The sequence below is a fragment of the Helicobacter burdigaliensis genome (assembly GCF_003670295.1).
Classification (GTDB): Bacteria; Campylobacterota; Campylobacteria; order Campylobacterales; family Helicobacteraceae; genus Helicobacter_D; species Helicobacter_D burdigaliensis.
Genome location: NZ_QXJG01000007.1, coordinates 16,051 through 30,009, shown reverse-complemented (window position 1 = coordinate 30,009; position 13,959 = coordinate 16,051). Strand labels below are relative to the sequence as shown.

At 33.3% G+C, this 13,959-nt stretch carries 10 protein-coding genes; 5 read left to right on the top strand and 5 right to left on the bottom strand.

Features of this window, described 5'->3' with window-relative positions:
* Window positions 1-42 precede the first annotated feature (42 nt).
* Entirely contained in the window at window positions 43-378 is a 336-nt protein-coding gene (locus tag EBF09_RS04155) for a hypothetical protein (RefSeq protein ID WP_121763879.1), read from the top strand.
* Here EBF09_RS04155 and EBF09_RS04150 read toward each other — a convergent pair.
* Together EBF09_RS04150 and EBF09_RS04145 are read right to left on the bottom strand one after the other, a co-directional pair.
* Entirely contained in the window at window positions 375-3,890 is a 3,516-nt protein-coding gene (locus EBF09_RS04150) for an acyl-[ACP]--phospholipid O-acyltransferase (RefSeq protein WP_121763878.1), read from the bottom strand. The two genes, EBF09_RS04155 and EBF09_RS04150, sit on opposite strands and share 4 nt — an antisense overlap.
* Window positions 3,891-3,960: 70 nt before the next feature.
* Window positions 3,961-4,788: a prephenate dehydrogenase gene (locus EBF09_RS04145; protein WP_121763877.1), complete on the bottom strand. Its 828-nt coding sequence runs from the start codon at window positions 4,786-4,788 to the stop codon at window positions 3,961-3,963.
* A gap of 131 nt (window positions 4,789-4,919) precedes the next feature.
* On the opposite strand from EBF09_RS04145, the gene bamA reads away from it, so the two are divergent.
* The 4 genes from bamA to recG are packed head-to-tail and all read left to right on the top strand — an operon-like array spanning window position 4,920 to window position 11,341.
* Window positions 4,920-7,160 (top strand): outer membrane protein assembly factor BamA, encoded by a 2,241-nt coding sequence (gene bamA / locus EBF09_RS04140; RefSeq protein WP_121763876.1) that lies wholly within the window; start codon window positions 4,920-4,922, stop codon window positions 7,158-7,160.
* Window positions 7,132-8,244: a dehypoxanthine futalosine cyclase gene (locus EBF09_RS04135; RefSeq protein ID WP_408609806.1), complete on the top strand. Its 1,113-nt coding sequence runs from the start codon at window positions 7,132-7,134 to the stop codon at window positions 8,242-8,244. The genes bamA and EBF09_RS04135 overlap by 29 nt, the downstream gene beginning before the upstream one ends.
* Window positions 8,241-9,527: a M16 family metallopeptidase gene (locus EBF09_RS04130; protein WP_232817651.1), complete on the top strand. Its 1,287-nt coding sequence runs from the start codon at window positions 8,241-8,243 to the stop codon at window positions 9,525-9,527. Before EBF09_RS04135 ends, EBF09_RS04130 begins: the two co-directional genes overlap by 4 nt.
* Entirely contained in the window at window positions 9,524-11,341 is a 1,818-nt protein-coding gene (gene recG / locus EBF09_RS04125) for an ATP-dependent DNA helicase RecG (RefSeq protein ID WP_121763874.1), read from the top strand. Before EBF09_RS04130 ends, recG begins: the two co-directional genes overlap by 4 nt.
* A gap of 64 nt (window positions 11,342-11,405) precedes the next feature.
* Here recG and EBF09_RS04120 read toward each other — a convergent pair whose 3' ends face one another.
* The 3 genes from EBF09_RS04120 to EBF09_RS04110 all read right to left on the bottom strand — a co-directional run bounded on the left by EBF09_RS04120 (window position 11,406) and on the right by EBF09_RS04110 (window position 13,952).
* Window positions 11,406-11,813, bottom strand: a complete 408-nt coding sequence (locus EBF09_RS04120) for a hypothetical protein (RefSeq protein WP_121763873.1) — start codon at window positions 11,811-11,813, stop codon at window positions 11,406-11,408.
* Between the two features lie 103 nt (window positions 11,814-11,916).
* The gene (locus EBF09_RS04115) at window positions 11,917-12,816 is read right to left on the bottom strand and encodes a tetraacyldisaccharide 4'-kinase (RefSeq protein WP_121763872.1); all 900 of its coding nucleotides are present in this window, start codon (window positions 12,814-12,816) and stop codon (window positions 11,917-11,919) included.
* Between the two features lie 2 nt (window positions 12,817-12,818).
* Window positions 12,819-13,952, bottom strand: a complete 1,134-nt coding sequence (locus EBF09_RS04110; protein ID WP_121763871.1) for a DegT/DnrJ/EryC1/StrS family aminotransferase — start codon at window positions 13,950-13,952, stop codon at window positions 12,819-12,821.
* Between the last annotated feature and the right edge of the window lie 7 nt (window positions 13,953-13,959).

The window sequence follows — 13,959 nt, the reverse complement described above, 5'->3', positions numbered from 1 at the left end:
TTTTTAAAATTACTTTTTAAATTTTTACAAAAAAGGTCAAAAATGAATGACAAAACTTTATTGATTAAAGATGATGTAATAGGAGAAAGAAGCGAACTTGGAAGCAAGTTAATCTTAGGATTTTTATCCACTTTGAAATCTTGCGCTACACTTCCAAGCTCTATTTTTTTACTTAATCGCGGTGTTTTACTTGCTACAACAAATGAAGATTCCATCAAAATTCTAAAAGATTTAGAAAATTTAGGAATTAAAATCTATTCTTGTCAAACTTGCCTAGAAAGCCTTGAAGTAATGGATAAATTACAAGTAGGCAAAGTAGGAAATGCCAAAGATACTCTAGAAGCTCTTTTAAACTCTAGCAATGCCATCAGCCTTTAAGCATTTTGGCTTGCTAGATTTTTGGCTAATTCTTTAGAAGATTTTAAATCCACTTTTCCACTTCCTAAAACTGGTATTGCTTCTACTTTATAATAGTTACTAGGTTTTTTTAGGGCTGCAATATCACTTTTTTTAATAGCCTCTATTGCCTTTTGACAAACCTCATCACTTTTACATTCAAACAATAAAACTATTTTTTCTCCTTTTTTAGAATCCTCTAAAGATGTGGCACAAAATTTTATTTCATTGCTAAAATCATAAGATTTTAGCGTGGTTGCAATCTCTTCTTCTACGCTTGAGAGACTTATCATCTCCCCTCCGATTTTTGCAAAGCGTGAATAACGATCGGTAATATGCAAAAATCCATCCGCATCTAAATAGCCCTTATCCCCACTTTTATACCATCTAATCCCATCTAGCATTACAATCACATCTTTGGTTTTAGCTTCATCGTTTAAATAACCCACCATTACTTGATGTCCACCTATTAAAATTAAGCCTTGCTCATTCGTTTCTAGCTCTTTTAATGTATCATAATCCACAATCCTAACTGCAGTTCCAGGCAGTGGCATACCCACACTCCCCTCTTTGCTTGCCTTATGCACTTGCCAATACACAGGATCAAACGCATCAGGAAGATTCACACTAGCAACTGGTGTGGTTTCAGTGGCTCCATAACCCTCATAAATAGGCTTATTAAATTTAAGCATAAAGCTTTCTTTAACTTCATTTTTTAATTTTTCAGCACCTGCAACTACGATTCTTATGCTTTCAAACATCACTCTATCCACTTTTGGATTCCTTGCATAAATCCCAAGCAAAGTAGAAGTAGCACACATAATTGTAACTCTATTTTGCGCGATAGCTTTTGCTACTCCTATGCAGTCAGTAGGATCTGCATGGGTAATGCACTGCATATTTTCTAAAAGTGGCATAAAAGTAGTAACGGTAAGCCCAAATGCGTGAAAAGGCGGTAAAGAAGCTAGAATGCAATCATCATTTTTTGCATGTAAAACATCTGCAATTTGATAAATATTACTCATAATATTAAGATGACTTAGCATAACGCCTTTTGGTTTGCCCTCGCTCCCACTGCTAAATAAAATCGCACTCACAGAAGTATTTGGCTCATTTTTAACAAAAAATATTTTAAGTAAAAATGCAGGAAAAAAGGAGACTAAAAAATAAAGAGCTAAATTTAATTTTTTGCTCTTTAAATCATTGATAAAATCCTCTATAAAATGCAATTCTACTCCACTAAAATCAAATTTAACCCCTTTATTTTCTAGCTTTTGCATAAAGCGTTTTGAAGTATAGATATGCGTAATATTTGCAGATTCTATTGCAGAACTTATCGCAGAGCTATCGGCTGTGAAGTTCAGATTTACCACAACTTTAGAAGCAAGCAAACTAGCAAAATTACAAAGCACACTTGCCAAAGTTGCAGGAAGCATTATCCCCACACAATCTTTTTTTAGGGTGCAAGAATCTTGAACTTTGGCTAAGGGTTTAAATTGCAATTTTTTGATTTTAGAAGAAAGCATTAAAGCAACCACTAAAAGCTTTCTATATGAAATACTCCCACTTTGCGTATCCACAAGGGCAATATCCCCTCCACAGCGTTTTGCACTATCAATAAACGCATTTGCCAAAGTTTGCGAAATTGCACATTGATGCTCCCAAGCTTTAAAGCCCATTTCAAAAACTTTTGCTTTTACTTTATCTTTATGGGAATGCAATGGCATAGGAGCACCAAATGCTATGCTTATTTGGCGTTTTGTAAAGCTTTTTTTACGCTCTCTAAATTGTTCATTACTGCGCGAGAAGATACTTCCCCACATACCGCGTATATAAAAGGGTAAAATAATAGCCTTGTCCTCTTCTACACCCTCTGCAATTTTTTCAAATCCACCCTTAAACTCATTAAGATGTCCATGCCTACTTAACACACCCTCAGGAAATAGGCATACAACATCGCCATTTCTTAAATGATTTTGGATTTGCTCTATTGCTCCACGACTTGCTAAAGAAGATACAGGAATCACACCAAAAAAATCTAAAAAGATTTTAATATACCATTTTGAATAAATACTTCTCTCCATCACAAAATGCACTTTTTTAGGAAGTGCCATTTGCACAATCGCCCAATCAATAAAAGATATATGGTTTCCAAGTAGTAATATTCCACCCTTTTGTGGAATATTGTTAAAACCCTCTACAATCAGTTTGTAACGCTGTAATAACGCCATAGAGACAAGCACTCTCACAAGCGAAAAAGGCATAGTTTTAACCATGTAAATCATAGCAATAAAACTAAAAAATGCACTTAAATATACAAGATAAGTAACTTCTAACTTATAAACTCCAAAAAGAGTAGCAAGTGCCAAAGAAAGTAACATTCCTATATTTTGGATAAAGTTGTTTCCAGCAAGTGTAACTCCTAGCTCCTTATCATCTGCATGAAACTGCATAAGGGCATTGAGTGGCACGATATAAAGCGCACCCCCTAATCCAAAGAGAAAAAATAAAAATCCCACAGCAAAAGGAGAGCTAAAAAAACTAAAGCTAAAAAGCACTAAAAACATAATACAAGCACCTAGCGGAATAAGCCCTGTTTCAATATAGTTTTTAGAATAATTTCCAGCTACCATAGAACCCACTATGATACCTATCCCAGAACTTGCGATAATGGCATTTACATAGCTTGTATCGCTTAAAAATAAGACATTTTTAGCATACACTGGGAAGATATTTGTTACAAGCTGTGCGATTGCCCAAAACACAGCAATAAATAGCACAGACATAAATACCATTTGATGTTTTGCGATAGTTTTTAAATTTTGTGTTAATAAACCCCCACTAAGATACTTTGTTTTATCAAAAGTAGCATTTGTCGTAGCTTGCAGAGTTGGAAGCTTAAAGCTTAAAAGGAATTCTATTAGAGAAAAAACACATAACAAACCTCCAAGCCAAAACATATCTTGCACGATTTGGTTAGGATTGGTTACATTTTGATAGCTATGCTCAAATAAAATAGAGAAAAAAATCATTCCACAAAGCATAGAAATAATAGCAGTTGCTTGAATAATACCATTGCCTAAAGTTAAATTTTCCTTACCTACTAATTCCTTAATATAGCCATATTTTGCAGGAGAGTAAATGGCAGCTTGTGCTCCCATTAAAAAAGTCATAAAAAAAGCCCCCCAAAAAAAGCCAATATAATAAAAAAATGCAATCACGCCTAGTAAAATTACATTAACAAAAGCACCTAATTTTAAAATTTGGTTTTTAGGAAATTTATCACTTAAAAATCCAGAAGGAGAAAAAAGTAACACAAAAGGCAAAATCAAAAGCACATTGGCTAGAGAGTTATAAATCAAATGCTCACTTTGAGAAAAAGATTTATAAATTACATTCAGTATCAATACTTTATGCCCAAGATCAATAAAAGCATTGATAAAAGTTACAACCAAAAAAGGTAGAAAACCTGCTATCTTAGAAACTTTTTGCATTAAAACTCCTTATTGTTGCAAAAGTCAAATTATAGCAAATTTTCACAAATCTCTATTTTTAAAAATAATTTTAGAAAATCTCATAAAGTGAATTTGCTTGTGCCATCCATTTTTCTAATTCTTCCCATTGTTCCTTTTGTATAAGCTCTTTTGCATCTTCTAATTCTCTTTTAAAAAACTCTAAAGATTTTAAAAGCTCTTCTCTATTTTGCTTAGAAATATCGCTCCACATTCTAGGAGAACTCTTAGCGATTCTTACCATACTTTTAAAACCTCCTCCAGCAAGCGCTAAAATATCCTTTGGATTTTTTTGCGAAAGCACAGTATTTGCAAGTGCATAGCTAATAATATGTGGAAGATGACTAATAAAAGCTGCATGAATATCATGGGATTTTGAATCCATTTTAATAATATTCATCTTTAAGGCTACAAAAATTTCTTTTGCCATTGCTACTTGAAATTCCCCACTTTGTTCTAAATCGGTTAAAACCACAATATGATGTGGCAAAAGCTCCTTAAAAGCAGCCTTTGGGCCAAAATTTTCCGTTCCGCTCATAGGGTGGGCACAAATGAAATTTTTTCTAATTTCTTGGGGAATATTTTGTGAAATAAGATATTTTGTGCTTCCAAGATCAATGATTGTTGTGTGGTTTGGAACACCTTTTAGTTGTGGTAAAATCTCTAAAATCGCTTCCACAGGAGTAGCGAGGAAAATCACATCACATTCTTTAATCTCTTCTAAGCTCGCCCCCTCATCCACTAAACCCAAAGAAAGAGCTTGCTGGAGATGAATCTCACTTAAATCTAAACCTAGTATTTTTTTAAACATTCCTATTTCTTTGAGTGCCAATCCCAAACTACCACCAATTAATCCAAGTCCAATAATACCTGCTTGCATTTTTACCCTTTTTTTGTAAAATTTTTAAAAATTATATTGATATTTAGCTTTAGTTTTGTTAGCTTTAATCTCTAAAATTGTATAATCAAAAAATTTTTATTTCCATAATCCCTAAAGAAGGCTTAAAAAGAATGAGATTTTTGTCAAAAGTATTGTTATCATCGGCAGTTTTTGGTATGTATTTAAATGGGTTAATGGCTGCTCCTTTACCCATTATCAAAGAAGTGCGTTATGAGGGGTTAAATTACATTTCCCCCTTAATTGCAAATGAAATAGCAAAGATTAAAACCGGAGAAGCCATTGATATAAGGCAAGTCAATCAAGCAATTTTAGATTTTTATCAACAAGGCTATTTTAAAGATATTTGGGTGCTAGAAGATGCAGGGGTTTTAACCTTTCATTTTGTAGAAAAACCCGTAATTGCAAGTTTAGTGATTAGCGGATATGGTGCCGGAAAAGAACAAGAAGTTCTTGATAAAGAAGTGGGGCTTAAAAAAGGCGATGTTTATGATGAAATGAAAGTAAATGAAGCCAAAAAGCGTATTATGAGCTTACTAGAAACCAAAGGCTATTATGACACTATCATTGAAACCAAAACAGAAGAAATCGGTCCTAATGCCCTAAAGCTCACTTTAGAAGTTAATCAAGGTGAAGAGATTATCATAAGAAAAGCAAACTATTATGGAAGAGAAAATTTAAAAGTTTCTAGGATTGAAGCTTTTACTGCTAATAAAGAGCGAGAGTTTTTAGGCTGGATGTGGGGATTTAATAGCGGAAAACTCCAAATTTCTGAAATTGAAACAGATTCTTTAAGAATCCAAGATTTATATATGCAAAAGGGTTATTTAGATGCAAAGGTTAGCAAACCCTTTTTAAGAACGGATTTTACTACTTATAATGCTGAACTTGATTATTATATTGAAGAGGGCAAGCCTTATAAAGTTATGGGGATTGATATTGTCTTAGAAGAACCTGTAATTGATGAAAAAGAACTATATGACTTAGTAAAATCCAAAGACAACAAAACTTTTAACATCAACACAATGCGAAAAGATGCGGAGAGTATCAAATTTAAAATCGGGGATTTAGGATATGCTTTTGCTAGAGTTACTCCTGATTTAGATAAAAATGCCGAAGATTCCACAGTTAGAATCATCTATTATGTCCAACCGGGCAAAAAAGTAAAAATCAACGATGTAATTATCTCTGGAAACTCTAAAACTTTAGATAGAGTTATTAGAAGAAATGTGCTTTTAGCACCGGGAGATCAATATGAAATGAGTAAAATCCCGCGTTCTAAAAATGCAATTATGCGTTCGGGCGGATTTGATAGTGTGGATATACAAGAAAGAAGAGTAGATGAAGAAAGAGTGGATTTGCTTGTAAATGTAAAAGAGGCAAAAACGGGTGAATTTACCTTTGGTGTGGGTTATGGAAGCTATGATGGGATTATGGGAAGTGCTTCTATTAAAGATAGAAATATTTTTGGGACAGGATTAACTTCTGGACTTTATTTTGATAAAAGTGAAGTTTCTACTTCTTATCGTTTAAATCTTTACAATCCTGCGGTGCTTGATAGTGATTATAGCCTTTCTACGGATATTTATCAAACCGATTATGTAGATTATGATTATAGAGAAATTACAACAGGTTTTAGTATCGTAGGCGGTAGGAGAATCACAGACACACTAGAAGCAAACATCGGCTATACTTGGCAACAATCCGAACTTTCTGAATTTACAAATCCGATTTATTCACAATATTATTTAGGGCAGTATTCTAAGTCTTCAATCATTCCTGGACTTTATTTTGATAATACAGATTCATATTATTTTCCTAAAAATGGCTGGAAAGCGAGTGCTAGTGTAGAATATGCTGGTGTGGGCGGAGATGCAAAATTCCTAAAATATTTTGGTTCGCTTTATTATTTTAAATCTTTAGAAGATTACATTGATATGGATTTAGTTTTTAGGTTCCGCTCTAAACTAGGACTTTTACAAGATAATGGATATTTGCCTATAAATGAGAAATTTTATTTAGGTGGGGTTAGCTCTATTAGAGGTTACCAAAGCGATTCTATTACTCCGCGTGACAAAAGAGGGGCTAGAATTGGTGGTAAGCAAACTTCTTATACCACGCTAGAACTTAGCTATGGGATTTTTGATACTGTTCCTATGCGTGTAAGTGCATTTTATGATTATGGACTTTTAGGAGAAAATGATATTACACAAATCCAAAGAAGCTCTGTGGGTGTAGCACTAGAATGGATTTCCCCTATTGGTGCGATTACTTTTATCATTCCTAAAGCTTTGAATAGCAAACCGGGTGATGATACTTCATCTTTTGAATTTACAATGGGACAAAGATTTTAAAATGAAAAAAGATAGAGCGATTGTAGATGTTAAGCTTCCTCGCATTAGCAGTGAGGAGATTTTAGATTTAATGCAAAATGCTTCTTTAAAGGAGTTGGGAGAAAGAGCTTTTAAAATTAAGCAAACACTTCACCCTGACAATCTTACGACTTTTGTAGTGGATAGAAATATCAATTATACAAATATTTGTTGGGTGGATTGTAAATTTTGTGCTTTTAAAAGAAGGGTAAATGAAGAGGGAACTTATATTTTAAGTTTTGAAGAAATTGATAAAAAAATTGAAGAGCTTTTAAGTATAGGTGGGACGCAAATCCTTTTTCAAGGCGGTGTGCATCCAAGCCTAAAAATTGAATGGTATGAAGATTTAGTAAGCCACATAGCTAAAAAATATCCACAAATTACAATCCATGGATTTTCAGCTATTGAGATTAATTATATTGCTAAAATTTCTAAAATTTCTATTAGCGAGGTTTTAAGCAGGCTTCAAAAATGCGGACTTTCTTCAATCCCTGGAGCTGGAGCTGAAATACTAAGTGATAGTGTGCGTGATGTGATAGCTCCTAAAAAACTAGATAGTGATGAATGGATAGAAGTGCATAGGGAGGCTCATAAGCTAGGCATTAGAAGCACGGCTACTATGATGTTTGGAAGCGTAGAAAATGATAAGGATATTGTAGAGCATTGGGAGAGAATCAGAACTCTTCAAGATGAAACAAATGGCTTTAGAGCATTTATTTTGTGGAGTTTTCAACCTGCTTTTACACCTTTGCAAAAGGAAATGCCAAACTTGCATAAAGCTTCTTCAAATCGTTATTTAAGACTACTTGCTTGCAGTAGAATCTTTTTGGATAATTTTCAAAATATTCAAAGCAGTTGGGTAACACAAGGTTCATACATAGGACAACTTGCCTTGCTTTTTGGCGCAAATGATCTTGGTAGTACTATGATGGAAGAAAATGTCGTAGCAGCAGCTGGAGCTAGAAACTCTATGAATGAAAAAGAGATGATAAGCCTCATCAAAGATATTGGCGAGATACCTGCTAAACGCAATACAGCTTATGATATTTTGGAGCGTTTTGAATGAAAAAATTTCTTTTAATGTTTTTATGTTTTGGAGGAATGTTAATGGCAACAGAGTTAAGACATATACAAGTAAATGGAGTAAATATCCCTGTAATTTATGAAAAACAGAGTAATTTGCCCCTATTCTATCTACAAATTATCTTTAAAGGTGCTGGGAGCGTCAGTGATCAAAAAAGCTATGGATTATCTGATATTACTAGTTCTCTTTTAAATGAAGGAACAAAAAAATTAGGTGTTACTAAATTTGCTGAAAAGCTCGAGCAAAAAGCACTTAATCTAAGTGTAGAAAGCGGGTTTGAAACGATGAGTTTTATTCTAAGTGGAATGAGTAGTGAACACAAAAAAGGTATAGAATATCTAAAAGACTTAATGCAAGATCCAAACTTTACGCAAAATGCACTGACTAAGGTTAAGGAAAACTCCCTTGTATCCCTTTTAGAAAAAGAAAATGATTTTGACTATCAAGCAAGTCGTGCTTTAAGCTCTATGCTTTTTAAAGGTTCTCCTTTAGAATTTCCATCTAGTGGAACTAAAGAAAGCATTGCAAAAATCTCTTTAAAAGAAGTGGAAGATTTTTATAAAAATCATATACAACTAAAATCTACTATTATTGTAGTGGGGGGTGATTTAGAATTTTTAGAGCTAGAAAAATCCCTTAAAGAAGTGCTTAGCAAAATTCCTAATGGCAAAGAGGTAAAGATTTCTCCTATCCAAGCTAATAAAACTAAAGAGCAAAAAAGACAACTAAAAGATACAAAACAAGCCTATATCTATTTTGGAGCACCCTTTTACATAAAAGATCTTAAAGAAGAGATTGCAAAAGCTAAAGTAGCCTCTTTTGTGCTAGGCGGAAGCGGTTTTGGTAGTCGCATTATGGAAGAGATTCGCGTAAAAAGAGGCTTAGCATATTCAGCTTATATGAGATTAGTAACAGGTAAAACCCTATCTTATGCAACAGGATACCTACAAACAAGCCTTAAAAACGAAAAAGAAGCACAAAAAATCGTTCAAGAAGTTGTGGATACATTTTTAGAAAAAGGAATCACACAAAAAGAACTCGATGAAGCAAAAGCTTATCTTTTAGGAAGCGAACCTTTAAGAAATGAAACCCTCTCCCAAAGGCTAAATGCAAGTTTTAGTAATTATTATAAAAATCTACCCTTAGAGTTTGATTCTCTAGTTTTACAAGAAATTAAAGCTTTGAGCCTAAAAGAAGTAAATGATTATATTAAAGAGCATCAAGAAATTAAAAATTTAACTTTTTCTATCATAAGTGCAGATTGATTTTGGAATTACAAGAGCAAATACAAAAAGTAGATTGTAAGAATCTTTTTGAATTTGTGCTTGCTTATACTCCTAAAGATTACACTAATAGTATTTTAAGCGATGCATTAGTGCCTAATACTCAAGTAGTTGTGGAAGTAGAGGTGCTAAGATTTAGCTCTTTTAAAGTTGCAAAAGTTTTGGTGGATTTACCCTTTTTTAATAAAGAAGCAGAGCTTATAATTTTCAACGCAAAGCCCTATCATAAAGCTATTTTTAAAGAGGGGGAGAAACTAATTGTTAGCGGAAAATTACAAAAAAATGCAGGATTTTTAAGCATTTTACAACCCAAAGTTTTAAAAGAAAATGGAAAGGTTGCACCTAATTTTAACACCAAAGGCGCCAAAACCCTAATGCTAAAGAATATGGTGTCTACTTTTACTTTAGAGCAATTTATAGAGGCTTATCCTGCAGTTAAGAGGGTTTATTTAGAGGGGATTTTAGAGATTTTTTGCCCCACTTTAGAGTTTTATAAACGCTATTTGCAAAATGGAGGTTTTCCTAAAAAAAATTTAGAAGCTTTAAAGTTTGTAGAAATTTATGAATATATGCGAAAGCTCCGCTCTAAAAAAAGAGAATTTCAAAGCATTAGCGCCTTAAATGGCAAAATAGATTCTTGGTTTCATTCTCTTCCCTTTAGCCTTACTAAAGGACAACAAGAAGCAATTTGCGAGATTCAAAAATCTCTAAATAGCACTAAAGCTGCTAGACGCGTGATTGTAGGTGATGTAGGTTGTGGTAAGACTATGGTGATTTTTGCTTCAGTGATGATGGCATATCCTAAAAAAAGCGTTCTTATGGCACCAACATCCATTCTAGCTAAACAAATTTTTGAAGAAAGTAAGAAATTTTTACCCCCCAACATTAAAGTTGCACTTTTTATGCAAAATGACAAAGTGGGAGATTTAAAAGAATGCGAGTTTATCATAGGAACGCATGCACTTTTATATGAGGAAGAGCTAAAAGATTGTCAATTGGTGATGATTGATGAGCAACATCGTTTTGGCACTGCACAAAGAAACACTCTAGAGCGTATGTTTGAAAAAAATGGTAAAAGACCACATATTTTGCAATTTTCAGCCACTCCTATACCTAGAACTTTTGCAATGATTGAATCTAATTTTTTAGATTTTAGTTTTATTTTAGATTTACCCTTTAAAAAAAATATAAAATCAAGAGTAATTCATAAAAGCGATTTTAAAGAACTTCTAGCCCATATTCAAAAAGAAATCTCCTTGCAACATCAAATCATCATTGTATATCCTTTAGTAGAAGAGAGTGAAAAACTAGATTATATTTCTCTAAAAGAAGGGGAAGAATTTTGGAGGAAGCATTTTAGTGGTGTTTATGTTACACATGGTAAAGATAAGCAAAAAGAAAGCATTTTAGAAAACTTTAGAGATAAGGGAAATATTTTACTAGCCACTACGATTATTGAGGTAGGGATTTCTTTACCCAAGCTCTCCACTATCATCATTGTAGGGGCTGAACGCTTAGGGCTTGCCACTCTCCATCAATTAAGAGGCAGAGTAAGTCGCAATGGATTAGAGGGATATTGCTTTTTATACACCAATCAAGAAAATAATGAACGCTTAAAACGATTCGTGCAAATACAAAATGGCTTTGAAATTGCTAAAATGGATTTAGAGTTTAGAAATAGTGGGGATTTATTAAGCGGGGAACAACAAAGTGGAAAGCAATTTAGCTGGATTAATTTAGCAAATGATGAAGAAATCATAAAAGAAGCCAAAATGGCTTTGGAAAATAATCTATAAATATTAATCTTAAACCAAAAAAACAAACTTGCATTTATACGCAAGTTTGCTAAAAGGCTTTATCTTAATATGCTCTAGGCATACATTTCCATTCTACTTCTTTTGCCACAAGCTCACCATTATTAGGCAATCCTGTTTGTGGATTAATTGCTTGAGCATTGCTTTGATTATAAGCATTATATCCTCCATAAGGAACTGCTTCTACTTGGATATATTTACCTACACTTAGATCTTTGAAACTACCATAAGTATCTTGCCCAAACGCTCCACAATCATCACCTTTAATCTCTGTATAAGGCAAGATTTTAATAATAAGCTCTTGCCCATTAGGAGAAGCAAGAGTAATCGTTTTATTTTTATTATCTACTTTTGAGATTTGCCCATGCACATCAAAATCATAATCTGCTAAAGCCAGACTACTCATTATTGCACCCGCTACAAATACACTTGCTAAAACTTTTAAACTTCTCATTGTTTATCCTTTGTGTTTAAGATTTGATAAGCTTTGGCTTATCTTGTGATGTAATTATAAAATGATTTTATGAAGATTCTATGAAGATTTTGCCAAATATCTATCAAGAAGCCTCTATATATTTTTTAATCTTCTCTTTAATTTCATCTTTAATCACAAGCTCCAAAGATAAAATAGACAAAGGCAGTCCAAAATCTCCTAACTTCACGGCATCCTTTGGGGTTACAAGTAAAGAAGTGGCATTTACTTTTTTATATTCTTCTAAAATTTTATCCTTAGGAAAATAACTATGATCTTTTAAAGTCATTTTTCCTACAACACTTGGCAAATACTCCTCTAAGCGTGAGGGATTTGCAATAGCTGTCAAAAGAAACATGCGCTCTGTTTTATCTAAAACTTTTACTTCCCTTTTGTAATCTATCCCTTCACTTGCTAAAATATCTGCCTCTTTATATGCACTCTTAAGCTCTCTATAACCTCCACTTGGCACACAAAAACTAAAATAAGGCTCTAATTTTGGCTTTAAAATAATATTTAATTTTTTAAAATTAAATCTAAATCCATCGTCTAAAAAAATCACCCTAGCACCCATTTCTTTTGCTTTTAAGATTGCTTCTTTTCTTTTTTTACACACAATCACAGAGGCCTTAGGCAATGCTTTTGCAATCATTAATGCTTCATCACCTGCTTTTATTACATCTTCTTTAATCTCCCCTTTTACGCTTACAACTTTTAATCCTTTGCTCTTACGCCCATAACCTCTTAAAATCACAAAAGCATTCTCATAATCTTTAGCAATCTCCATAATAAAAGGACTTTTACCGCTACCGCCCAAAACAAGATTCCCTACGCTCACAATAGGCACTCCAAAGTCTTCATAAACAGCAACTTTACGCTTTATAGTTGCAATGACTGCATAAATAAGACTAACAGGCAACAAACAAATTGCCAACAATTTTTGCAATACACTGGGTGCATAAAAATATCTTTCAATGGCTCGCAAAATTATCCTCTCTTTCTCATAATATTCTTAATTGTATGAATTACATATTCTAAATCATCTTCCTTCATTGCACTATAAATAGGCAAACTCAAAATTTTTTGATAATTTTTAAGGGCAATAGGAAAATCATTGATTTTTAACTTATATTTATTTTTATAATAGCTCAATAGATGCAAAGGCACAAAATGTAATCCCGTTTCAATCCCCTCGCTTTTCATTTCCCTAGCAAAATCATCACGATTTTTTTCCACTTTAATAATAAAATGACAATAAATATGCTCATTTGCAACAATAGGAGGACTAATATGGGGGATAGATTTTAACTCTTTGTGATAAAACTCTGCTAAAACTTTACGCTTTTGCACAATATCATCTATTCTATTGAGCTGACTAGCACAAAGTGCAACATCAAGCATACTAAGATTATATTTGTTTCCCAAACCCACAACATCATAAAGATATTGCGGACGCACACTTGTAACTTTCTCACTCACAATCCCATGATAGCGTAATAAAATAGCTCTTTTAGCTAACTCTTCATTGCAAGTTGCCAAAAATCCTGCTTGAGCAACCGGCATAGGAGAATCCAAAACCACACTAAAAATAGAAGCATAAATCTCCTTATTACTCCCTATTTTAGCACCTTTATAACTAAGCCCCAAAGCCATTGTAGCATCTTCAATAATTTTAAGCTGGTATGTTTTGGCGATTTCTAAAAAAGATTCCAACTCACAAGCTTGTCCTGCTGTATGGCTTAGGATAATCGCACGCAATTTTTTACTTTTATTTGCTTCAATGGCTTCTTGACATTTCTTCAAAGAAAGCAAAAAAGTATCCTCATCAATATCCACAAAAATAGGTTCTGCATCAAAATGGCGAATCATTTCTGGAAACATCGGATGGCAATTCACAGAACAAATGATTTTATCCCCTCTTTTTAAATCCATTGCAAATAAACAAAGATGAAAAGCCGCCGTACCACTATTTGTAGAAATCGCATATTCTGTGCCAATATATCTTTTAAAACTTTCTTCAAAGCTTGGCACCAAATTTTGACTAGGATATTCTAAAACCTCTTTAATCGCCTCTTGTTCAGCATTAGTAATATCGGGTATAAAATAGGGAATATTTCGCATAAAGCTC

Bases quoted from the DNA above. Each gene is read 5' to 3' on its own strand.
- EBF09_RS04155 (WP_121763879.1), top strand. From the start codon at position 43: ATGAATGACAAAACTTTATTGATTAAAGATGATGTAATAGGAGAAAGA.
- EBF09_RS04150 (WP_121763878.1), bottom strand. From the start codon at position 3,890: ATGCAAAAAGTTTCTAAGATAGCAGGTTTTCTACCTTTTTTGGTTGTA.
- EBF09_RS04145 (WP_121763877.1), bottom strand. From the start codon at position 4,788: ATGCAAGCAGGTATTATTGGACTTGGATTAATTGGTGGTAGTTTGGGA.
- bamA (WP_121763876.1), top strand. From the start codon at position 4,920: ATGAGATTTTTGTCAAAAGTATTGTTATCATCGGCAGTTTTTGGTATG.
- EBF09_RS04130 (WP_232817651.1), top strand. From the start codon at position 8,241: ATGAAAAAATTTCTTTTAATGTTTTTATGTTTTGGAGGAATGTTAATG.
- EBF09_RS04120 (WP_121763873.1), bottom strand. From the start codon at position 11,813: ATGAGAAGTTTAAAAGTTTTAGCAAGTGTATTTGTAGCGGGTGCAATA.
- EBF09_RS04110 (WP_121763871.1), bottom strand. From the start codon at position 13,952: ATGCGAAATATTCCCTATTTTATACCCGATATTACTAATGCTGAACAA.